The organism is Streptomyces sp. NPDC001980, from assembly GCF_040296885.1.
GTDB lineage: Bacteria > Actinomycetota > Actinomycetes > Streptomycetales > Streptomycetaceae > Streptomyces.
In genome coordinates, this window is record NZ_JBEOYD010000002.1 from 423,441 (window position 1) to 444,069 (window position 20,629).

Below are 20,629 nucleotides of genomic sequence, written 5' to 3' on the forward strand. Positions count from 1 at the left end.
GAGCAGGCCCGGCCCGGTGGCTTCGGCGGCGGCGGAGCCTCAACCGGTGTGCAGAGCCTCCCTGATGGAGTCGACGGCAAGGTGCCGTGCGACGTTCGTGGCGCTCGTGTCGCGCAGGCTGTCCAGCATCATGAAGTCGTGCACCATGCCCTGGACCCGCACGGCGGTGACCGGGACGTCGGCCTCCCGCAGATGGGACGCGTAGGCCTCGCCCTCGTCGCGCAGCACGTCGGCCTCGTCGGTGATCACCAGGGCCGGCGGCAGCCCCCTGAGGTCCTCGACGGAGGCCTGCAGCGGGGCCGCGTAGCGCTCGTGGCGCTGGGCTTCGTCGGTCGTGTACTGGTCCCAGAACCAGATCATGCCGTCCCGGGTGAGGTAGTAGCCGTCGGCGAACTGCTGGTAGGACGGCGTGTCGAAGTCGGCGTTGGTGACCGGGTAGAGCAGGATCTGCGCGGCGAGATCGATGTCGCCGCGGTCCTTGGCCATCTGGGCGAGGACCGCCGACATGTTGCCGCCCACCGAGTCGCCGCAGACGACCATCCGGGACGGGTCGAGGCCGTACTCGGTGCCGTGCGCCACGACCCACCGGGCGACGGCGTAGTTCTGCTCGATCTGGGTCGGGTACCTGGCCTCGGGCGCCCGGTCGTACACGGGGAACACGACGGCTGCCTGCGCCCCGGCGGCCAGTTCCCGGACGAGACGGTCGTGGGTGTTCTCGTCACCGAAGACCCATCCGGCGCCATGGATGTAGAAGATCACCGGGAGCGGCCCGTTGATGCCCTCGGGCTTGATGACGTGGGCCCGTACGGTGCCCCACTCGCCGGCGTCGACGTCGATCCAGCTCTCGTCGGCGGGCGGCTTGGCCACGCCCTTGCCCGTCTGCAGACCGGCGAGGATGTCACGCCCCTGCGGGGGCGGTACCTCGTAGATCCGCGGGTGGGGTGCGGTGGCGTCGGCGAGTTCGCGGGCCGCGGGCTCCAGGTAGGGGGTGGGCGGCGGGGGCAGATCCTTCATGACGAACCTCCGGAAAGTGCCGATGCCGCGGCGGTGGGGTTCGGCCGTCCGCTCGTCTCCGCAGGGCACCACCTGACGAGGGGGCACCGCGGGTGCGTCGGCGGCGAGGCCGGGCGGGCGACATCGTCTTCCAGCCTGACACCGCACCGCGGAGGCGGCATCACGTGGCCGACGCCGTACGGTAGTCCCGGTGCTACGGGCCGTGGGGGCAACTGGACAAAGGGCCCAGGCGCTGGCCAGTATGGGCCGCACGGATCCGGTGACTGGACCCATGCGTGGCAGAGAGCAGCGGAAGCCGCCCCTTTCGAGCATCCTGGGGTTGACCATTGGACGAGCTGTTCGGGCGGGACGAGGAACGCGGCCGGCTGACGGCAGCGCTCGACGAAGCCCGGCGCGGGATGAGCGGCGTCCTGGTCCTGAGGGGCGGGCCGGGAAGCGGCAAGAGCACCCTGCTCGACCACCTTCAGGCAGGCGCGGCCGCCGACTTCGAGATCGTGCGCTTCGACGCCGTGGAGTCCGAGGCCGAACTGGGCTTCGCCGCCCTGCACCAGCTGCTCAGGCCGCATCTGCCCCAGCTGCCCAAGCTGCCCGACCCGCAACGTGCCGCTCTCGGTCAGGTCTTCGGGCTCGAGGAGCGGACCAGCCCGCCCGACCGGTTCCTGGTCGCCCTCGCGTCGCTGGGGCTGCTCGACGCCCGCGCCGACGACCGGCCCCTGCTGTGCCTGGTGGACGACGCCCACTGGCTGGACGAGGAGTCGGCCGCGGTGCTCGCCTTCGTGGCCCGGCGGCTGCACGCCGACGCGATCACCATGGTCTTCGCCGCCCGCAACCACCCGGACCGGGTCGACCACCTGGCCGGACTCCCCGAACTGGCCGTGACCGGTCTCGACACGGCCGCGGCCGGACGGCTGCTGGAATCTGTGGTCCCCGGCCCCCTCGATCCCGGCGTCCGGGACCGGGTCATCGCCTCGACCGGCGGCAACCCCCTCGCCCTCGTCGAGGCGGCCCGGGAACTGAGCGCCGACCAGCTCAGCGGCGAGACGCCGCTGCCCGAGCCGATCCCGCTCGGCCGCGCCCTGGAGCGGGTCTACCTGCGCGAGGCGCGGGCGCTGCCCCCGCAGACCCGCACCCTCCTCCTCACCTCGGCCGCCGACCCCACCAGCGACCCGAACGTGCTGTGGCGGGCCGGCCCGGAGCTCGGCTTCGACGCCCGCGCCGCCGCGGCGGCCGAGGAGCGCAACCTCCTCTCCCTCCGCGAGACCGTCAGATTCCGTCACCCGCTGATCCGTTCGGCCGTCTACTACGGTGCCCCCCTCGCCCAGCGCGCCCGGGTGCACGCCGTCCTCGCCGAGGTCGCGGCGGATCTCGGCGAGGTCGACCTGCGCGCCTGGCACCTCGCGGCGGCCGCCACCGATCCCGACGACGTCGTCGCGGCGGAACTCGACCGCGCCGCCGTACGCACCCGCGACCGCGGTGACTGGACCGGCAGTTCGTCGCTGCTGGCCCGGTCCGCGGCCCTGACCCCGGACCCGCCCGCCCGCGCCCGGCGCCTGCTGGCGGCGGCCGAGGCGAGTGCCGTGGCCGGCTCCCCGGGCCGGGCCCAGGCGCTGCTCGACGAAGCGGCCGCCTACCGCGACGACCGGCGCTACAACGGCCTGGTCCAGCGCGTCCAGGCACGGATCCACCGGCTCACGGGCGCACCGGCGGCAGCGACGTACGCCCTGCTGACCGCGGCCCGGGAACTGGGCCCGGTCGACATCCGGCTCGCCCGCGACATCCTCGTGGAGGCGCTCGTCCAGGCGCAGATCAGCGGCTCACTGGCACCGCAGGGGGCGACGCGCCGCAGCGTCGCCGAGACGGTCCGCTCGCTGCCGCTGCCCGCCGGGATGCCGGCCACCACGGGCGACGTGGTGCTGGAGGCCGACACCGCCGTACACCTGGAAGGACTCGCCGGAGCGGGCCCGCGGCTCCGGGAGGCCGTGGCGGCGGTACGGCAGGAGGAGTCGACCGCGCCCGAGCTGTTCCAGCTGCTGGCCGCGGCCTGCTCGCACGCCACCCTCCTCGGCGACGACATCACCCTGCACGAACTCGCCTGGCGGCTGCACGCCGAGGCCGGCCGGCAGGGCGCCGCCATCCCGATGGCCCTCGCCCTCAGTCACACCGCCCTCTCGGAGCTGATCGCCGGCCGTCTCGACGAGTCCGAGCGCCTCTTCGACCAGCGGGCGGCGCTGGAGGAGGCCCGCGGCTCCCAGCTGTATCTCGGCGCCCTGCTGATCGCCGCCTGGCGCGGCCGGTTCGAGCAGGCCGACACGCTGGTCGACGCGGTGCGCGAGCACGCCGCCCGCACCGGCCAGGGGTACCAGCTGGTCTTCCTCGACTACGCCCGGTGCGTGGTCGAACTGAGCCGGAGCCGGTACGAGGAGGCGTACCTGAGCCTGGCCGGCCAGATCGGGGACACCTGCCAGGCGAAGTTCGCCCTCGTCGACATGGTCGAGGCCGCGACGCGCAGCGGCCGCGAGGCCGAGGCGCTGGGCCTGGTGGAGCTCCTGACCCGGCTCGCGGACCGCACCCCCGTACCGGGCCTGCTCGGCGACCTCGCCCGTGCCCGCGCCCTGACCACCGCCGACCCGTCGTCGGCCGAGAAACTCTACGTCCAGGCAATCCGGCACCACGAGGACGCCCGCGGCCCGCTGCGCCGGGCCCGCAGCCACCAGCTCTACGGCGAATGGCTGCGGCGGGAGCGCCGCACGAAGGACGCCCGGCATCAACTGCGCACCGCGCACGGACTCTTCGACGCCATGGGCGCCCAGGGCTTCGCCGCCAGGACGGCACAGGAGCTCTCCGCCGCCGGCGACACCCTCCCGGCCGGTGCGCATACCCCGAGCAGCGGCGGCGAACTCACCCCGCAGGAGGCCCGGGTCGCCCGGCTCGCGGCGGGCGGCGCCACCAACGGGGAGATCGCCGCCCAGCTCTTCCTCAGCGTGCACACGGTCGACTACCACCTGCGCAAGGTGTTCCGGAAACTCGACGTCCACTCCCGCCGGGACCTGACCGCCCACCGGGACCGCCTCACCTCGGCGTAGACCGGAACACGAACCACCGTTCGCGATGATCGGATGGAGATATGCCGAAGGCCTGGGGTGAACCCGGCTCCGGGCCGCACGCCCCCCGAAACTGTCAACTGTCAGTCGGCGGCGGCCTGTTGGAGCAGCATGTGCACCCGGAGCCCGAGGGAGCAGTCATGAAATCGCGCCTGCAGTGGATCAACGGCCGCGGCGAGCACGCCGTCGTCGCGCGCGGACAGGAGTACGCGGCCGAGGTCCTCGTCAAGTTCCTTGTCCTGGTGGGCCTGCTGTACATGCCGGTGCTGCTCTTCCACTGGGGTCAGTGGATCCCGTTCGCCGCGGCCGGCATCTACCTGTTCTGGGAACTGGCCCGCATCACCAGCGCCCTCGGCGAGCTGGCCGACCTGTGGAACGAGCAGCGCCGGCAGCGACAGGAGCCGGCCCGGACCGATGCCCTCAACTGACCGGGCCGGGGCTCAGGCGGTCCCGCCGGCCTCGTGGACCAGCTCGATCGCCCGCCCCAGCGTGGTGAGCCGGTCCTCCAGGGTCTCGCCGGCCGGGTAGAGGCGGACGGTGTCGACGCCGGCGTCGCGCCAGACCGCGAGGCGCTCGCGCACCATGGTCTCGGTGCCGATCAGCGTCGTACCGAGCACCATCTCGTCGGTCACCAGACCGGCCGCGCCGTCCCGGTCGCCGGCCTGCCAGCGCTCGCGCACCTCGGCCGCGACCTCGGACCAGCCCTGACGGCTGTAGGCGTTGTTGTAGAAGTTGGTGGACGCCGACCCCATCCCGCCGAGGCTGAAGGCGAGTTCCTTCTTGCGTCCGGCGACCATCGCGCCGAGCGCCTCCTCGTCGGCCGCGAAGGCGACCTCGGCGCCCTGGCAGACGTCCAGGTCCGCACGCGTACGACCGCTGCGGGCCAGGCCCTCGTCGAGGTGGGCGAAGTAGGCGTCGGCGGCACCCTCGGGCACGAAGCTGGTGCCCAGCCAGCCGTCGGCGGCCTCGCCGGTCAGCCGCAGCATGGCGGGGGAGAGGGCGGCGAGGTAGACGGGGATGTCGTGCTCGGCGCGCATCGACAGCCGCATCGGGACGGCCTCGCCGCCGGGTAGCGGCACCGTGAACTCGGCGCCGGAGTAGGAGATCCGGGCGCCGGCGACCACCTGCCGTACGATCTCCACCGTCTCGCGCATGCGGCGCAGTGGCCGGGCGAAGGGGATGCCGTGCAGTCCCTCGATCACCTGCGGGCCGGAGGCGCCGAGACCGAGCAGGAAACGCCCGCCGGACAGGTTGGAGAGGGTGATGGCCGTCTGGGCCACGGCCGTCGGGGTCCGGGTGCCGAGCTGCATGATGCCGGAGCCGAGCAGCATCCGGTCGGTGAGGGCCGCGTAGTAGCCGAGCGCGGAGGGCGCGTCGGAGCCCCAGGCCTCGGCGACCCAGCAGACGTCCAGACCCAGCTTCTCGGCCTCGACGACGAAGTCGCTCGTCCGGGACCAGTGTTCGCCGCCCGAGGCCTCGATCGTGGTGGCCGTCCGCATCACGCCTCCGCCCGCTTCTTGATCTGGGCGAGGGTGGTGGTGATGCCACGCTCGAACTCCCGCATCCGTACGAACACGATCTTCTGCTCCTTGTCGGGCATCCGGTCGATGGCGAGGGACAGCCCGGACCGCCCCGGACCCAGCTGCATCCACTGCGACAGTTCGGTCCCGCCGTCCTTCGGGCGGAGCCGGAACCGCCAGACCGCGGAGGGGTCGGACGGATCCTGCACCGCCCAGGCGAACACCGACTCCGGCTCGCACTCGATCACCTGGGAGGTGGTCTCCCACTTCCCGAGCGCCTCGTGTTCACTGCGGCCGACGAACCTGGCCCCCACCGCCGGACCGGCGGCCCCGTCCAGCCAGGCGACGGACCGGAGCTCCTCGCTCATGTCCGGCATCAGCCCGATGTCGCTGACCAGGGCCCACACCGTGGCCGGTGGGGCGTCGATCCAGGTCCGCACCTCGACCGTGGGTTTGTCCGCGTAGCGTGCGCCCGTCCACTCCAAGACCGTCGGCCTCCTTGCCGTACAGGTGTCTGACCTCCAGGGTTGCTAGATAAGACTTACCCTGTCAAGAGGCCAAGGGGGTGTGCCGTGCTCAGTCGGTGCCGAACCGCCGGCGGATGTCCGGCCGCTGCCTGAGCCGCTCGGGGTATCCGGGCCCCATCCGCATCGACGTCTCCTCGGACCTGAGCGGCGTACGGCACTGGGCGCAGACGACCTCGGGCGTGGTGTCGTGGTCGCAGGCCTCGTGGTGGAAGACCACGGGTACGCCCCGCTCCCCGGCCAGCCACCGGTCGCCCCACGCGGACATCGCGGCCAGCACCGCGAACAGGTCCCGCCCCTTCTCCGTGAGGACGTAGTCGTAGCGCGGCGGCTCGGCCTCGTACAGCCGTTTCTCCAGGATCCGCTCGTCCACCAGGTGGCGCAGCCGGTCGGTCAACGTGTTGCGGGCGATGCCCAGTTCCTGCTGGAACTCGTCGAAGCGGCGGATCCCGTAGAACGCCTCCCGCACCACCAGCGGCGTCCAGTGGTCACCCAGCAGATCGACGGTCCGTGCGATGGAGCACGGCCACTTGGCGAACGACGTCCGTTTCATGGCTCCACGATAGCGAGTCTCATGAAGAAACCCAGCTGACCGCTGTATGTCCCGGGGACGAGCGACCGGACGCGGTCCCGGCTCGTAGTCGTCGGCCCGCCCGCACCACGGACCCCACGGGATGTGAGCGGCCCGCGCAGGCCGCAGCATGAAGCGGGGGGCCGGGCCGTCCGCCGGGTGGCCGTGAACCGTGGATCGAGGTGTCCGACCATGAAGATCGAGGGATCGGTCGCGCTGGTGACCGGCGCGAACCGCGGGATCGGGCTGGCGTTCTGCCGCGCCCTGCTCGCCCGGGGCGCCGCGAAGGTGTACGCGGGCGTACGACGGCCGGAGAACTTCACCGAGCCGGGGCTGGAGCCGCTCCGCCTCGACGTCACCGACCCCGAGCAGATCGAGGCCGCCGCCCGGACGGCGTCCGACGCGACCATCGTGATCAACAACGCGGGCATCCAGGCCGGGCCGCCCCTGCTGGAGGGCTCCCTGGACGGCGCGCGGCAGGAGCTGGAGGTGAACTACCTGGGCACCTGGGCCGTCTCGCGGGCCTTCGCGCCGGTGCTCGCGGCCAACGGCGGCGGCGCCCTCGTGAACATGCTGTCCGTGGCGTCGTGGCGCTCGACCTGGAGGTTCCCCAGCTATGCCGCGTCGAAGGCGGCGCAGTGGTCGGTGACCAACGCGCTGCGGGTCGCCCTGCGGGAGCAGGGGACGCTGGTCGTCGGCGTGCACGTCGGCTGGGTGGACACCGACGCCACCGCGAGGGTCGACGAGCCGAAGACGGATGCGGCGGAGGTGGCCGCGCAGACCATGGACGCGATCGCCCGCGACGAGCCCGAGGTCCTCGTCGACGAGACGGCACGCCGAGTCCGGGCCGCGCTGTCCGGCCCGCTGGATCTTCTCTACCCGACCGGCTGATCGCGCGACCTGATCGTGCGACCGTGGAGTCAGCAGATCGACTCGACACAACGGTGAGGTGGAGCCATGCAGACCGACTTCGACGTCGTCGTCCTGGGAGCCGGGCCGGGCGGCTACGTGGCCGCGATCCGCGCCGCCCAGCTGGGCCTGCGCACGGCCATCGTGGAGGGCCGCTTCTGGGGTGGTGTCTGTCTGAACATCGGCTGCATCCCGGCGAAGGCGCTGCTGCGCAACGCCGAGGTCGCCCAGCTGATCCTGCACGACGCGGAGAAGTTCGGGGTGAAGATCAGCGGGGAGGTGGACCTGGACTACCGTGCCGCCTACGAGCGCAGCCGGGTGGTGGCCGACGGGCGCGTCAAGGGCGTCGGCTACCTCATGCGCAAGAACAAGATCGAGCAGTTCGAGGGACAGGGCACCTTCCTCGACCCGCACACCCTGCAGGTACGCATGCAGGACGGCGAGACCAGGCTGTCCTTCCGCTCCTGCATCATCGCGACCGGCTCGACCGTGAAGCTGCTGCCCGGTACGACGCTGGGCCGCCGCGTCGTCACCTACGAGGAGCAGATCCTCTCCGACACCCTCCCGTCGAGCATCGTCATCGCGGGTGCCGGGGCCATCGGCGTCGAGTTCGCCTATCTGCTGCGCTCCTACGGTGTCGAGGTGACGCTGGTGGAGTTCCTGGACCGGATCGCCCCGCTGGAGGACGAGGAGGTCTCGGCCGAGCTGACCAGGCGCTTCAAGCGGCAGGGCATCCGGGTCCTGACCTCCACCGCCGTGCAGTCCATCGAGGAGACCGCGGACAACGTCCGCGTGACCGTCCGCTCCGGCGACTCGGAGCAGGTCCTGGAGGCGGAGAAGGTCCTGCAGGCCACCGGCTTCCAGCCGCGGACGGCCGGCTACGGGCTGAGCAGCACCGGGGTACGGCTCACCGAGCGCGGTGCCATCGACATCGACGGGTACTGCCGGACCAGCCAGCCGCACATCTACGCCATCGGCGACGTCACGGCGAAGCTGATGCTCGCGCACACCGCGGAGGCGATGGGCATCGTCGCCGCGGAGAGCATCGCCGGTGCGGAGACCATGGAGCTGGACTACCGCATGATCCCGCGCGCGACGTTCTGCCAGCCCCAGATCGCCAGCTTCGGCTGGACCGAGGCCGAGGCCCGCGCCCAGGGCTTCGACGTGCGGGTGGCGAAGTTCCCCTTCACGGCCAACGCGAAGGCGCACGGCCTCGGTGACACGGTCGGGTTCGTGAAACTCGTCAGCGACGCCCGGTACGGCGAACTGATCGGCGGCCACCTGATCGGACCGGACGTGACGGAGCTCCTGCCCGAGCTGACGCTCGCCCAGAAGTGGGACCTCACCGTGCATGAACTCGCCCGGAACGTGCACGCCCATCCGACGCTGAGCGAGGCGGTCCAGGACGCCCTGCACGGGCTCGCCGGACACATGATCAACCTCTGACGGGCCGTACCGGCACCCCGCTCCTACGCATCCCGCGCGCACGGACTACGCACGGCACGGGATCTCCCACGGTCCCGTGCCGGACACGATCGGCGTGCAGAGTCCGACGTGAAGAGTTCGGCGCGAGACAGAGCGAGGATCCATCGCATGCCCATGATCGACGTGTACGCCGCCAAGGGGATCATCAAGGACCGCAAGGCCCTCGCCCAGGACCTCGCGCAGGCGATCATGCGCTGGGAGAAGGTTCCGGTCATCCCGTTCTTCACGGACAACACCGCTGCCTTCGTCCACGAACTGGACGCCGACGGCTTCTCCACCGCGGGCGGCGGCAACGACCACGTGCGCGTCGCCGTCACCACCAACGCCGGTGCTCTCGACCGGGAGCAGCAGCTCGGTCTGGTCAAGGAGCTCTCGGAACTGGTGGCCGCCGCCGCGGGCGATCCCTCCCTCGCCGAGCGCACCTGGGTCGCCCTGACCGAGGCGGTGCCCGGCGGCTGGGGCATCGGGGGGCACGCCTACACCAACGAGGAGATCGTCCAGCACGTACGCGAGTTGCTGGGCAAGGCCTGAGACCCTGCCGGACGATCGCGGGGTCGGAGGCGGTCGCGAGGGCGGTCGTACTATGACGTGACCGCCCAGCAGCCGCCCCGAGGAGTCACCGTGGCCCGCCCCCGCACCACCGCCCGCACCGTGGAGCACCCCGAGCTGTCCGAGGTCTCGCTCCAGCAGGTGCTGGAGGCGCTGGTGGACCCGGTGCGGCGCATGGTCGTGGCGCAGCTGGCCCGCGCCGGGGAGGACCTGAGCTGCGGGACGTTCGTCGCGCCCGTCTCGCTCTCGACGCTGACGCATCACTTCTCCGTGCTGCGCGAGGCCGGCGTGATCCGGCAGTACTACGTCGGGACGACGAAGATGAACACGCTGCGCACCGACGAGATGGAGCTGCGGTTCCCGGGGCTGTTCTCCGCGGTGCTGGCCGCCGCTGCCGCGGAGGCGGACACGGAGCCGGCCCGAGACGGCCGGTGACCTTATTTCGATGGCGCTCAAAATTTGACGGCCATCGAACCTTGGGGCAAGGTGAGTGCAGGCGCCGGGTCGATCCGGCGCGTCCCCTCCCTGATCCCTGCCCCTAGGACGGACGCACCATGGCGAGACTCGTTCAGTTCGACCGGATTGGCGGACCCGAGGTCCTCACCCTCCGTGATGTCGAGGTCGGCGCGCCCGGCGCGGGGGAGGTCCGGATCCGCGTCGACGCGATCGGCCTGAACCGGGCCGAGATCATGTTCCGCGAGGGCGCCTACTTCTACGACCCGGTCTTCCCGTCTCTCCTCGGCTACGAGGCCGCCGGTGTGGTCGAGGCGGTGGGCGAGGGCGTGGCCGGCCTCTCCGAGGGCGACCCGGTGGCGGTCGTACCGCAGTTCCTGCAGACCGACTACGGCACGTACGGCGACCACGTCATCGTCCCGGCCTCGGCGGTGGTGCCCCGCCCCGCCGACGTCGACCCGGTCCGGGCGGCGGCCGTGTGGATGGCGTACATCACCGCCTACGGCCCCCTCGCCGAGAGCGGCCGGGTGCGGCCCGGCGATCATGTCCTGATCACGGCGGCCTCCAGCAGCGTCGGACTGGCCGCCATCCAGATCGCCCGCCATGTCGGCGCCGTCCCGATCGCCACCACGCGCGGCCCCGGCAAGAGGCAGCGCCTGCTGGAGGCGGGCGCGGCGCACGTGATCGTCACCGACGAGGAGGACCTGCCCGCCCGGATCAAGGAGATCACCGGCGGCGAGGGCGTCCGCCTGGCCTTCGACCCGGTCGCGGGACCCGGCGTGGAGACCCTCGCGCAGGGGATCGCCCCGGGCGGCTTCCTGGTGGTCTACGGCGCCCTCGACCCGCGCCTCACCCCGCTGCCCAACGCCCAGTCCTTCCCGGCGCTGACCAGCGGCACGTACACCCTCTTCGAGATCACCACCAACCCCGAGCGCCTGCGCCGCGCGGTCGCGTTCGTCAACGCGGGGCTCAGCTCCGGCTCCTTCGACCCCGTCGTCGACCGCACCTTCGACCTCGCGGACATCTCCGAGGCACACCGCTACATGGCGGCGAACGAGCAGGTCGGCAAGATCGTCGTCACCGTCAGCCACGAGGGTGCGGCCTCCTGAGCCTCTCGGTACCTCCCGCCGGCCGCTGCCGGCGGAGCCACGTGCGGGGCGCCGGCACGACGACCGTCAGCGCCCCGCACATGCTGCCATCCGCGCGGCCGCGTCGTGGAGGAGCCGGGCGTGCAGTTCGAACAGGGCCACCAGGTCGACGGAGTCGCCCTTGACCTCCCGGTGCACGAACAGGCCGTCGGCGCCCGCCACCGCGTAGGTGGTGAGGGTGTCCACCTCGTCCTCGGTCAGGGCCGGGAAGAGTGCGGCGATGATCTCGGCGATGCGCCGGTGGGAGATCTCGCGGACCTGGAGGAAGACCATACGGCCGCGAGGCTCGGTGGGTCGTCGCTCCAGTGTGAGCATCAGGCCGAGGCGCAGGAAGTCCGGGGTGGCGACGAGGGACCTGGCCACGTTCGCGGCCATCAGCGTGACCCGCTCCAGAGGGGTGCCGGTGTCGTCGCCGGGCAGTTCGACGGCCTTGAGCCAGGTCTCGAAGCTGCGCTCGATGACGGCCGCGATCAGGTCGTCCTTGTCCTTGAAGTGCCAGTAGATCGAGCTGGCGGGCAGCCCGCACTTGGCACTGACGGCCGCGATGGAGGTGCCGTCGTAGCCGCGCTCGCCGGCGATCTCGACGGTGGCGTCCAGGATGCGCCGGCGCGACTCCACCCCGTTCGCGCGCTTCCTGCGCGCCGTCTGCGGCCCGGTCATCTCTGCGCCTCTCGGGGATCACGGCGGCCGGGTGGCGGGCCGCCTCTGCGGTGACCACTCTAATTGGAACATCCCCTACAGCAGGAACCGCCTGCCGGGCCTGGGCCGCAAGGGTGGGACCGTGACGCCGACCGGGCGCAGCCGGTTGTCAGCCGTGGCCCGCGCGGGCCTCCATCGCCGCCACCAGCCGTCGCAGCGCCCCGGTCACCCACTCGCGGTCCTCGCCCAGGCCGTCCAGCAGGCCGATCTCGACGGAGAGCTGCCGGGGGAAGAGGTCGTCGACCGCCTTCGCGCCGGCCTCCGTGATGGTGACCAGGGCGGCGCGCCGGTCGGCGGGGTTGGGGGTGCGGGTGATGAAGCCGCGCTGCTCCAGTCTGCCGAGGGTCTTGCTGACCCCCGCCCTGGACAGCCCCAGCCGCTCGGCGAGGCTCCGGGCGATGAACGGCTCGGTCGCGTGCCGCAGGGGGATCAGCATGTCGAGCTCGGGTGCGGTGAGCAGGGCACCGGCGTAGAGGGGCTCCACGGAGCGGTTGAGCAGCCCCGTGGCGTGCTTGAGCAGCCCGACCAGCTCCATGGGGGAGGTGTCCAGGCCGGGGTGGTGGGCGGCCCACTGGGCGCCGACGTCCGCGGCGGACGGGGTGGCGGGGCTGGGGGAAACAGGGGAATCGGGGGAATCAGGAAAAGGGGAGGGCATGCGGCTCGTCTTCTCGCTCTTCGTATTTGTTAGCTAGTGAACTATCGGCTACCTTTATTTCCATGTCAGCTCCGTCATCCTCGCGCAACCGCGCCGACGCCGTCTCCGACACCCCCGGACCTGCGCCTTCGGGTCGCACGGCCACCGCTCTCATCGCCGTGCTCGGCGCGCTGACCGCCGTCGCCCCGCTCGCGACGGACGTGTACGTCCCCGGTTTCCCCGCACTGGGGAAGGCGCTTGGGGCGAGCAGCTCGGCCGTGCAGCTGACCATGACCGCGTTCCTGGCCGGACTCGTCGTCGGCCAGCTGGTCATCGGCCCGCTCAGCGACGGCCTCGGTCGGCGCCCGCTGCTCATGGCGGGGTCGGCCGGATTCGTCCTCTGCTCCGTCGCCTGCGCCGCCGCCCCGGACGTCGCCGCTCTCACCGGCGCCCGCTTTCTGCAGGGCGTGGCGGGCGCGGCCGGCATGGTGCTCGCCAGGGCCGTCCTCACCGACCGCTTCCACGGACCCGAACTGCCGCGCTACTTCGCGGTCCTGTCACAGGTGGTCGGCGTGGCACCGGTCGCCGCACCGGTGCTCGGCGGGGCCGTTCTCGCCGTCTCCACCTGGCGGACGGTCTTTGCCGTGCTGGCCGTGCTCGGCGTGCTGCTCCTGCTCGCCGTGGTGCGGGCGGTGCCCGAGTCGCTGCCGCCGGAGCGGCGCCAGGGCGGCGGACTCGCCGGGACCTTCCGGGCCATGGGCGCGCTGCTGGCGGGCCGCACGTTCATGGGATACGTCCTGGTGGTGGCCCTCGTCTCGGCCGCGCTGTTCGCGTATGTCAGCGGCTCCAGCTTCGTCTTCGAGAACCTGCACGGCGTCTCCTCGACCACGTACTCCCTCATCTTCGCCACCAACGCCGTCGCCATGCTCGCCGCCGGGGCCTGCTTCGCCCGCATGGCCGGGCGCGGCACCCGCCTCAACACCCTGCTCTCGGCCGGGGTCGGCATCGCCCTGCTGGGCGCGCTGGCGCAGGTCCTGCTGGTGGTGACCGTGGGCGAGACCCTCGCGGGCACCTGGATCTCCCTGTTCGTGACGGCCGGCGGCATCGGCCTGGTCTTCCCGAGCGGCATGAGCATCGGCCAGACGGTGGGCCGTACGGCCCCGGGCGCGGCCTCCGCGCTCCTGGGCGGCTGCCAGTTCCTCTTCGGTGCCCTGGCCGCCCCGCTGGTGGGCGTGTTCGGGGAGGACAGCTCCCGGCCGATGGCGCTCATCATGCTGGGCGCGCTGGTGGCGGCGGGGCTGGCGCTGGTGGCGCTGGCCCGGCCCTGGGAGGGGTGCGGGGAACCGGTGCCGGCGGCGTAGCGGGCGCGTTCCTTCAGGGCTGACCTGGTTGCGCGGGCCCTCGGCACGGCCTGGCAGCCAGGATGCGTTCAGGTGTCCCGTGACACGGTCGGGCCCCATGGCACGCGAGACATCACAGACCCTCGCCGCCTCGGTGGCCGACGCCGACCTCGGCCACCGGCTCGCCGCGGTCCTGTTCGGCCTGGGCCTGGGCACCGTCGTCACCGGCGCCCTCTTCCGCGCCGTCATCCTCGGGCTCGTCGTGTTCCTGTCGGTCACCCGGAAGGACGTGACGCAGTCGCGGCGGCCCATGCGGCGCACGGTCTGACCGGACACGCGTGAGGTGTTCAGGATCCATTCAGCCTGATGCTGTCAAAGTCGGTCAAAGCGACCGCCCCACGCGGCCGCTCACGACAGGGCGCGCGTCTCCTCGTATCTCGCGCGGAGCGCGCGTCCTGTGGCGCGACCGAACAGGAGCCCCCCACCTTGGAGCAGTCCGATGTCCTCACCGGCCCCGATGCACAGGGCAGGATCATGTCGGTGACGAAGAAACTCCCGGAGGTGACACTGGCGTTCTGGATCATGAAGATCGCCGCGACCACCCTCGGCGAGACGGCCGGCGACCTCTTCGCGCAGACCCTGAAGCTCGGTTACTTCCTCACCACGATCGCGCTGTTCCTGCTGTTCGTGTTGACGCTGGCCGCCCAGCTCGGGTCCCGCCGCTACCACCCGTTCTTCTACTGGACGGTCATCCTGTCCACCAGCATGGCCGGCACCACCATGTCCGACTTCATGAACCGCGACGCCAGCGCCAAGTACCTCTCGGGCGGCGCCACGTCACTCGGCTGGGGACCTCAGGGCCTCGGACTCGGATACCCGGTCGGCGCGGCGATCCTGATCTCGATCCTGCTGGTCATCTTCGCGATCTGGAAGGCGACCGGCATGACCTTCCGGATCCGGGACATCGTCACCCTCCGCGGCGAGGCCTTGTTCTGGTCGGCGATCCTCGTCTCCAACACGCTCGGCACCTCCCTCGGCGACTTCCTCTCCGACAGCTCCGGCCTCGGCTACGCCGGCGGTGCGCTGCTGGTGAGCGGGGGTCTCGCCGTCCTGGCCGCACTGATGAAGGTGCCCGCGGTGCCCAACGTCCTGCTGTTCTGGATCGCGTTCGTCCTCACCCGGCCGCTCGGCGCGACCGCGGGCGACTTCCTGACCAAGCCGGCCGCCAAGGGTGGTCTCGACCTCGGTACGGTCGGCTCCTCGGCCGTCCTGCTGGCCGTCCTGCTCGGCCTCATGGCCTACGCGCAGGTCCGGGAACGCAGGACTTCGTCCTAGGACTCCAGTGCCGTGTCGTGATCTGTCCAGCGGGTTCGGCCAGGGCGAGCACGGCGAGTGTTGGCCGCTGGGAAGCAACTCGCCCGAACGGGCCCCCGATTCGGGCCGCCGCCTGGTCGAACATCGCCCGCCCGCCGGCGGGCCGGGTCCACGCCATGGCCTGTGGCCACCGCACGATCTTCAGGAGTCCCCACAACCCCTGAGGATCACGCGGTGGCCGTACCGGTTCTCGGCCGGGCCCACCACGAGGTCGGGAAGTCGGAACGGAAGGCGCCCGCACAGACGCTCGGGTGTGCGAGACCGGTCCGGCGACGTCAGCCGAGGGCGTCGAGCAACTCGCGCTCGCGCTGCGCGCTGAGGCCTGCGCGCCTTTCCCGGTCCAGCCCCTGCTCGCGTTCCCAGCGCAGCGTGTCGGCCAGCAGCTCCGCCGGGGGCCGGTGACGCAGCCCCGCGGCGCGCGCCGAGGACCCGTCCCGGGCCGACCACCCTTCCCAGCCCGGCTCGACCAGCCACATCGCCAGCGATTCGGACCCCATGTACTGGGTCACGCCGTTGGCGAGCAGCCACGCCGATTCGGCGGTGACCACCGGACCGGTGTGCCCGCCGGCGGCGCGGGACAGCTCGATCCACTCGTCGAACGGAACGACCGGGCCGACGGCGTTGTACGTGCCGGTGGTTCCCGTCTCCGCGGAGTCGAGCAGCCAGGAGGTGAGGTCCCGCACGTCGACCACCTGGGTGGGCACGGTCGGTGTGTCGGGGACCAGCATCGGCCCTCGCGGATCGCGTGCGGCGCGGGCGACCCAGTAGCCGGAGCGCCCACTGTGATCACCCGGCCCGCCGATGAGCCCGGCTCGTGCGATGAGGAGGCGGTCGCCCACAGCGGCCGCCGACGCCTGCTCACAGGCGACCTTCGCCTCGCCGTACAACTCGCGGTCGACCTCGCTCCGGTCGGTCGGGGCGAGCAGGGCCGCGGACTCGTCCGCCCCCGGCGTGGCGTGGGAGGCGTAGGCGTTGCCGGACGAGACATACACCCAGTGCCCGGCCTTGCTGCCCAGCACGTCGAGCGCGCCACGAACGAAGCCCGGCTGCCAAGACACCTCGACGACCGCGTCCCATACGCGGTCGAGCAGGGGCTCGTACGCCGACGGGTCGCGCCGGTCGGCGGCGACCAGTGTCGCTCCGTCCGCGACTTCCCCGCTCTCGCCACGCGCGAGGCAGGTCACCCGATGGCCGCGTTCGATCGCCTGCCGCGACAGCTCCCGACCCACCCATGCCGTTCCGCCCAGAACCAGTATCTCCATACCGACACACAAGCATCGGGATCATCGCCCGGCCAGGCGGATTCGCTGACAGCAGATGGTCAGCCGTCAGATCGATCTCGACCGTCGGGCAGTGACGGCGACCCGCCGAGGCATCCAAACACCCGATCACGAAGTCGTAGTGGAGTACAAGGACACGGGAAAGGGGCCCCGTGGCGACTCATCCGGCGGGCAGGTCGGCCAGGAAGCGGGCCCCCGAGGTGTACGCGGGATCGTGGGACACCTCGCCGCCGACGGACCGGGCCAGGCGCCGCGCGAGCGGCAGTCCGAGGCCCGCGCCGTCGTGCCCGTCCCCGGGATCGGCCCGGCGGCCGGGCTGGAAGAGGTCGCCCACGAACGCCTCCGGTACACCGGGACCGTCGTCGGTGACGCTGATCCGCACCCCGCCGGGTACCGGACGCGCGGACACGGTCACCGTGGAGTGCGCGTACCGGAGCGCGTTCGCCAGCAGCGGGCTGACGATGCGTTCGAGAAGGGCGGGCCGGACCCCCGCCGCCGGTTCCGGATCGGCCGCTTCGACGACGGTTTTCACCCGCTCCGGCGTCCCGAGGCGGTCGACCAGCCGGTGCAGGACCGGTACGACGGCCGTGGCGCCGGGGGCCGCGCCTGCGGTGCGCGCCTCCTCGCGGGCGTCGTCCAGCAGGGTGTCGCAGATGGTGCGCATGGCCTGGGCGGCCTCGGCGATCACCTCGTGCGTCGCCCGGGTCTCGGCGCCGGAGCGCGGCCGGGCCCGCCACCAGTCCAGCTCGATGATGATCCGGGTGAGCGGGGTGCGCAGCTCGTGGGACAGCTCCCCGGTCAGCTGCCGCTCGTGCCGCAGCACGGTCCGGATGCGGTCCAGCAGGGCGTCCAACGAGGCGCCCAGGCGCGCGAGTTCGGCCGGATGGCCGGCGGCGCCGAAGCGTTCGTCGGAGCCCGCCGCGCTCCACTCGGTGGCCTGGTCCGTCATGGTGCGCACCGGCCGCAGCGCCCGCCCGACGGCGAGGCGGGTCAGCACGTAGGTGCACGCGAGCATGACGGAGTCCAGGACCAGGGACCCCAGCAGCACGGCGTCCGCCGAGTTGCGGTAGGGCGCGAGATCCAGGGCGGTGACGACCGTCGCCGTGCTGCGACGCCCGGCCACGGAGTGGGCGCACAGGCGGACGGACCGGGGATTCCCGGCCGTCACGGTCGTACAGACGCCGTCCCCCCGTAGTGCGAGCCGCGCGGCGGCTTCGGTCAGGGTGCTGCCGGCGGTGGCGGACGGCGGCTGCTCCAGTAGCCGTGCCCCGGTGTAGATCCACACGTTGGAGTCGAGGAGCCGGTCGTTGACGGTCTCCAGGACCCGTGCCCGCGAGCCGCTGGTGTCCACGGTGGTGGCGACGGCGGCCGCACGGTTGCTCAGTTCGGCGTCCGCCTGGTGCTGCAGGTGCCGGTCCATGACGGTGTTGAAGGCCACGGTCAGGACGGTCATCAGGAGGGCCGCGGTGGTCACCGCCACGAGCGAGAGCCGACCCCGCAGCGTGCGCGGGGCCAGGAGCCGGAGGAGGCCCTTCATGACAGCCGGTGGCCGATCCCGCGCGCCGTCCCGAGGCTCAGGTCGCTGCCCGCCTCGCGCAGCTTGCGGCGCAGCCGGCTCAGGTACTGGTCCAGGGTGTTGTCGCTGACCTGAGCCCCGTCCGGCCACGCCGCCCGCACCAGGTCCCGGCGGCTCACGACGGCTCCCCCCGCGGCCACGAGGGTGGCCAGCAGCCGGAACTCCGTCGGGGACAGCTCGACCCGGGCCTCGCCGACGCGCGCGCTGTGCCGGGTCGCGTCCAGGACCAGGTCCCCGGCCGTGGACACCGTCGGCGGAGCGGACCGCTTGAGCGTGGCCCGCAGCCGGGCGACGAGTTCGGCGAGGTGGAACGGCTTGGGAAGGTAGTCGTCGGCCCCCGCGGAGAACCCGGACAGCCGATCGGTGAGGTGGTGGCGGGCCGTGAGGAAGATGATCGGGGCCGCGAATCCGTTGGCACGCATCGCCTGGCACACGTCCCGGCCGTCCGCGTCCGGCAGCCCGACGTCCAGGACGACCGCGCCGATGCCGTCGCCGGTCAGCCGCAGGGCGGTGGCGCCGTCGGCGGCGGGCACCGGCTCGAAGCCCTCGTCGGCCAGCCCGCGGCGCAGGACGTCCCGCAGGGCGTGATCGTCCTCCACCACCAGGATCTTGTGACGCATGGTCCTCCGTCGCAGCTACGGCCGCACCACGGCCGGGGTCGAGGCGGTCACCCGCGTCCCTCCTCGGACCCGGCGGCGCGTCGGCCCCGGTACACCTCGGAAAGGACGGGGATCAGCGACACGACCACGATCAGTGCCACCAGCGGCAGCAGGTACCGGTCGACGTTCGGGATCGACGAGCCCAGCGCGTATCCCGCGAGGGTGAGGCCGACACTCCACGCGAGTCCGCCGACGACCTGCCACTGGGTGAACGTCCGTACCGGGACCTCCAGGGCTCCCGCCATCGGATTGAGCACCGTTCGCACCACCGGCACGAAGCGCGCCAGGACGATGGCCTTCGCGTGGCCGTACCGGTCGAGGAAGTCCTCGGCGCGTTGCACGCCCTCGTGCAGGCGCTTGGAGCGGCTGCGTGCCAGCAGGGCACCTCCCGCCCTCCGGCCGAGCAGGTACCCGAACTGCGCCCCGGCCAGCGCACCCGCGGCCGCGGCCACGAGCAGCGGTCCCAGGGACAGGTGCAGGCTCCCCTGCGCCGAGCCGGTGCACAGCAGACCGGCCGTGAACAGCAGGGAGTCGCCCGGCAGGAAGAACCCGATCAGCAGCCCCGTCTCGGCGAACATCACCACCGCGACACCCAGCACGCCGAAGGTCGACAGCAGCGAATGAGCGTCGAGCACGTTCACGGCCAGCTGTGACGCCGCGAGGATCGGTGTGGTCATGAACGGGGGCCCTTTCCGGCGGACGGTCTCACCTGAACACCTGAACGACTACAACTTTGTAGACGTCGTAAGGAACTCTAGACGATCGCCGGTGCGCAACGGGGCGCCTGCAGTCGTGACACCCACCCCCGAACACACCTGCCTATCACCTACTCAACCACCGTGACCAGGGATTTTGCTGTGACATTCAGGTTGCGTTCAGGCCCGGCGCGCGGATCTGAAACTCATGCACCAGAGGCGCCAAAGCATTGGCAAAGACATCTGTGGCACCGGGTGTGCGGCGTGTCATCGTGCCGACCATGACCACAGAGCACCTCCTCGACGACCGCTCCCGCGTTCCCCTGCGCATCATGGCGAACAAGGTCCCGGAAGTCACCGTCTACTTCTGGATCATCAAGGTGCTCACCACCGGGATGGGCGAGACCGCGTCGGACCTGCTGGCCCACCTCCTCGGCCCGATACCGGCCGTCGGTCTCGGCGGCCTTGCGCTGGTGGTCTCGCTGGCCGCGCAGTTCGCGGCCCGCCGGTACATCGCCTGGGTGTACTGGACCGCGGTCGTCATGGTCAGCGTGTTCGGCACGATGGCCGCCGACGTCCTGCACGTCGGTCTCGGCGTGCCCTACACGCTGTCCACCCCGTTCTTCGTCGTCGTGCTGGCCGCGGTCTTCGCCCTCTGGTACGCCGTCGAGCGGACGCTGTCCATCCACGGCATCCGCACCCGCCGCCGGGAGACCTTCTACTGGGCGACCGTCCTCGCCACCTTCGCCCTCGGCACCGCCGCCGGCGACCTGACCGCCACCGCGGGCCTCGGCTACTTCGGCTCGGCGGTCCTCTTCGCCGTCGCGATCTGCGTCCCCGCGATCGCCCACCGCGGCGGTGCCCTGAACGCCGTGGCCGCATTCTGGACGGCCTACGTGATCACCCGCCCCCTCGGCGCCTCGCTCGCCGACTGGATGGCGGTCGGCCACGGCCGGGGCGGGCTCGCCCTGGGACTGGCACCGGTGACCCTCGCCTGGACGGCCGCCATCGTCTGCTTCGTCGGCTACCTGGCCGTCTCCCGCCGGGACACGTCGGGACCTGCTCCGGCCTGAGCGGCTCGGCCCCGCAGCGCAGGGC

21 protein-coding genes are annotated in these 20,629 nt (G+C 72.0%); 11 read left to right on the top strand and 10 right to left on the bottom strand.

Going from position 1 to position 20,629, the window contains the following annotated elements:
- Window positions 1-39: 39 nt before the first annotated feature.
- Entirely contained in the window at window positions 40-1,014 is a 975-nt protein-coding gene (locus ABT137_RS04290) for an alpha/beta hydrolase (protein ID WP_351702128.1), read from the bottom strand.
- A 326-nt stretch (window positions 1,015-1,340) separates the two neighbouring features.
- On the opposite strand from ABT137_RS04290, the gene ABT137_RS04295 reads away from it, so the two are divergent.
- Both ABT137_RS04295 and ABT137_RS04300 read left to right on the top strand, forming a co-directional pair.
- Window positions 1,341-4,097: a helix-turn-helix transcriptional regulator gene (locus ABT137_RS04295; protein WP_351702131.1), complete on the top strand. Its 2,757-nt coding sequence runs from the start codon at window positions 1,341-1,343 to the stop codon at window positions 4,095-4,097.
- Window positions 4,098-4,255: 158 nt separating this feature from the next.
- Window positions 4,256-4,543 carry a hypothetical protein gene (locus ABT137_RS04300; RefSeq protein WP_351702134.1) on the top strand — a complete coding sequence of 96 codons (288 nt, stop codon included), beginning with the start codon at window positions 4,256-4,258 and terminating at the stop codon, window positions 4,541-4,543.
- 12 nt (window positions 4,544-4,555) lie between these two features.
- On the opposite strand, the gene ABT137_RS04305 is transcribed toward ABT137_RS04300, so the two are convergent.
- The 3 genes from ABT137_RS04305 to ABT137_RS04315 all read right to left on the bottom strand — a co-directional run bounded on the left by ABT137_RS04305 (window position 4,556) and on the right by ABT137_RS04315 (window position 6,712).
- On the bottom strand, window positions 4,556-5,614 hold the full coding sequence (locus ABT137_RS04305; RefSeq protein ID WP_351702137.1) for an LLM class flavin-dependent oxidoreductase: 1,059 nt from the start codon (window positions 5,612-5,614) through the stop codon (window positions 4,556-4,558).
- On the bottom strand, window positions 5,614-6,120 hold the full coding sequence (locus ABT137_RS04310) for an SRPBCC family protein (RefSeq protein ID WP_351702140.1): 507 nt from the start codon (window positions 6,118-6,120) through the stop codon (window positions 5,614-5,616). The genes ABT137_RS04305 and ABT137_RS04310 overlap by 1 nt, the downstream gene beginning before the upstream one ends.
- Before the next feature lie 91 nt (window positions 6,121-6,211).
- Window positions 6,212-6,712, bottom strand: coding sequence for a winged helix-turn-helix transcriptional regulator (locus ABT137_RS04315; RefSeq protein WP_351702142.1), 501 nt, complete (start codon window positions 6,710-6,712; stop codon window positions 6,212-6,214).
- A 210-nt stretch (window positions 6,713-6,922) separates the two neighbouring features.
- Between ABT137_RS04315 and ABT137_RS04320 the strand changes: the two genes are divergently transcribed.
- From ABT137_RS04320 to ABT137_RS04340, 5 genes are all read left to right on the top strand, one after another.
- Window positions 6,923-7,621: an SDR family oxidoreductase gene (locus tag ABT137_RS04320; RefSeq protein ID WP_351702145.1), complete on the top strand. Its 699-nt coding sequence runs from the start codon at window positions 6,923-6,925 to the stop codon at window positions 7,619-7,621.
- 66 nt (window positions 7,622-7,687) lie between these two features.
- Window positions 7,688-9,085, top strand: coding sequence for a dihydrolipoyl dehydrogenase (gene lpdA, locus ABT137_RS04325; protein WP_351702148.1), 1,398 nt, complete (start codon window positions 7,688-7,690; stop codon window positions 9,083-9,085).
- Window positions 9,086-9,232: 147 nt separating this feature from the next.
- Complete coding sequence (locus ABT137_RS04330; protein WP_351702151.1) at window positions 9,233-9,655, top strand: tautomerase family protein; 423 nt, start codon at window positions 9,233-9,235, stop codon at window positions 9,653-9,655.
- 90 nt (window positions 9,656-9,745) lie between these two features.
- A complete protein-coding gene (locus tag ABT137_RS04335; protein ID WP_351702384.1) occupies window positions 9,746-10,108 on the top strand; it encodes an ArsR/SmtB family transcription factor in 363 nt (120 codons plus the stop codon).
- A 119-nt stretch (window positions 10,109-10,227) separates the two neighbouring features.
- Window positions 10,228-11,235 (top strand): zinc-dependent alcohol dehydrogenase family protein, encoded by a 1,008-nt coding sequence (locus ABT137_RS04340; protein WP_351702154.1) that lies wholly within the window; start codon window positions 10,228-10,230, stop codon window positions 11,233-11,235.
- Between the two features lie 66 nt (window positions 11,236-11,301).
- Here ABT137_RS04340 and ABT137_RS04345 read toward each other — a convergent pair whose 3' ends face one another.
- Window positions 11,302-11,934: a TetR/AcrR family transcriptional regulator gene (locus tag ABT137_RS04345; protein WP_351702157.1), complete on the bottom strand. Its 633-nt coding sequence runs from the start codon at window positions 11,932-11,934 to the stop codon at window positions 11,302-11,304.
- A gap of 148 nt (window positions 11,935-12,082) precedes the next feature.
- On the bottom strand, window positions 12,083-12,628 hold the full coding sequence (locus ABT137_RS04350; protein ID WP_351702160.1) for a MarR family winged helix-turn-helix transcriptional regulator: 546 nt from the start codon (window positions 12,626-12,628) through the stop codon (window positions 12,083-12,085).
- Between the two features lie 62 nt (window positions 12,629-12,690).
- On the opposite strand from ABT137_RS04350, the gene ABT137_RS04355 reads away from it, so the two are divergent.
- The 3 genes from ABT137_RS04355 (at window position 12,691) to ABT137_RS04365 (ending at window position 15,282) form a co-directional block, all read left to right on the top strand.
- Window positions 12,691-13,968: a multidrug effflux MFS transporter gene (locus ABT137_RS04355; RefSeq protein ID WP_351702163.1), complete on the top strand. Its 1,278-nt coding sequence runs from the start codon at window positions 12,691-12,693 to the stop codon at window positions 13,966-13,968.
- Between the two features lie 97 nt (window positions 13,969-14,065).
- Complete coding sequence (locus ABT137_RS04360; protein ID WP_351702393.1) at window positions 14,066-14,275, top strand: hypothetical protein; 210 nt, start codon at window positions 14,066-14,068, stop codon at window positions 14,273-14,275.
- Between the two features lie 158 nt (window positions 14,276-14,433).
- Entirely contained in the window at window positions 14,434-15,282 is an 849-nt protein-coding gene (locus ABT137_RS04365) for a COG4705 family protein (RefSeq protein WP_351702166.1), read from the top strand.
- A 314-nt stretch (window positions 15,283-15,596) separates the two neighbouring features.
- Here the strand turns inward: ABT137_RS04365 and ABT137_RS04370 are convergent, their stop codons facing one another.
- The 4 genes from ABT137_RS04370 to ABT137_RS04385 form a co-directional block, all read right to left on the bottom strand.
- A complete protein-coding gene (locus ABT137_RS04370) occupies window positions 15,597-16,583 on the bottom strand; it encodes an NAD-dependent epimerase/dehydratase family protein (RefSeq protein ID WP_351702169.1) in 987 nt (328 codons plus the stop codon).
- A gap of 178 nt (window positions 16,584-16,761) precedes the next feature.
- A complete protein-coding gene (locus ABT137_RS04375) occupies window positions 16,762-18,138 on the bottom strand; it encodes a sensor histidine kinase (RefSeq protein ID WP_351702172.1) in 1,377 nt (458 codons plus the stop codon).
- Entirely contained in the window at window positions 18,135-18,797 is a 663-nt protein-coding gene (locus ABT137_RS04380; protein WP_351702175.1) for a response regulator transcription factor, read from the bottom strand. Before ABT137_RS04380 ends, ABT137_RS04375 begins: the two co-directional genes overlap by 4 nt.
- Window positions 18,798-18,844: 47 nt before the next feature.
- Window positions 18,845-19,513: a DedA family protein gene (locus ABT137_RS04385; RefSeq protein WP_351702178.1), complete on the bottom strand. Its 669-nt coding sequence runs from the start codon at window positions 19,511-19,513 to the stop codon at window positions 18,845-18,847.
- A 299-nt stretch (window positions 19,514-19,812) separates the two neighbouring features.
- Here ABT137_RS04385 and ABT137_RS04390 point away from each other — a divergent pair, with 299 nt between their 5' ends.
- The gene (locus tag ABT137_RS04390; protein WP_351702181.1) at window positions 19,813-20,604 is read left to right on the top strand and encodes a COG4705 family protein; all 792 of its coding nucleotides are present in this window, start codon (window positions 19,813-19,815) and stop codon (window positions 20,602-20,604) included.
- The last annotated feature ends 25 nt before the right edge of the window (window positions 20,605-20,629 follow it).

Coding starts and splice junctions, on each gene's coding strand:
- ABT137_RS04290 (WP_351702128.1), bottom strand. CDS start 1,014: ATGAAGGATCTGCCCCCGCCGCCCACCCCCTACCTGGAGCCCGCGGCC.
- ABT137_RS04300 (WP_351702134.1), top strand. CDS start 4,256: ATGAAATCGCGCCTGCAGTGGATCAACGGCCGCGGCGAGCACGCCGTC.
- ABT137_RS04305 (WP_351702137.1), bottom strand. CDS start 5,614: ATGCGGACGGCCACCACGATCGAGGCCTCGGGCGGCGAACACTGGTCC.
- ABT137_RS04315 (WP_351702142.1), bottom strand. CDS start 6,712: ATGAAACGGACGTCGTTCGCCAAGTGGCCGTGCTCCATCGCACGGACC.
- ABT137_RS04320 (WP_351702145.1), top strand. CDS start 6,923: ATGAAGATCGAGGGATCGGTCGCGCTGGTGACCGGCGCGAACCGCGGG.
- lpdA (WP_351702148.1), top strand. CDS start 7,688: ATGCAGACCGACTTCGACGTCGTCGTCCTGGGAGCCGGGCCGGGCGGC.
- ABT137_RS04330 (WP_351702151.1), top strand. CDS start 9,233: ATGCCCATGATCGACGTGTACGCCGCCAAGGGGATCATCAAGGACCGC.
- ABT137_RS04340 (WP_351702154.1), top strand. CDS start 10,228: ATGGCGAGACTCGTTCAGTTCGACCGGATTGGCGGACCCGAGGTCCTC.
- ABT137_RS04345 (WP_351702157.1), bottom strand. CDS start 11,934: ATGACCGGGCCGCAGACGGCGCGCAGGAAGCGCGCGAACGGGGTGGAG.
- ABT137_RS04350 (WP_351702160.1), bottom strand. CDS start 12,628: ATGCCCTCCCCTTTTCCTGATTCCCCCGATTCCCCTGTTTCCCCCAGC.
- ABT137_RS04355 (WP_351702163.1), top strand. CDS start 12,691: ATGTCAGCTCCGTCATCCTCGCGCAACCGCGCCGACGCCGTCTCCGAC.
- ABT137_RS04360 (WP_351702393.1), top strand. CDS start 14,066: ATGGCACGCGAGACATCACAGACCCTCGCCGCCTCGGTGGCCGACGCC.
- ABT137_RS04370 (WP_351702169.1), bottom strand. CDS start 16,583: ATGGAGATACTGGTTCTGGGCGGAACGGCATGGGTGGGTCGGGAGCTG.
- ABT137_RS04375 (WP_351702172.1), bottom strand. CDS start 18,138: ATGAAGGGCCTCCTCCGGCTCCTGGCCCCGCGCACGCTGCGGGGTCGG.
- ABT137_RS04380 (WP_351702175.1), bottom strand. CDS start 18,797: ATGCGTCACAAGATCCTGGTGGTGGAGGACGATCACGCCCTGCGGGAC.
- ABT137_RS04385 (WP_351702178.1), bottom strand. CDS start 19,513: ATGACCACACCGATCCTCGCGGCGTCACAGCTGGCCGTGAACGTGCTC.
- ABT137_RS04390 (WP_351702181.1), top strand. CDS start 19,813: ATGACCACAGAGCACCTCCTCGACGACCGCTCCCGCGTTCCCCTGCGC.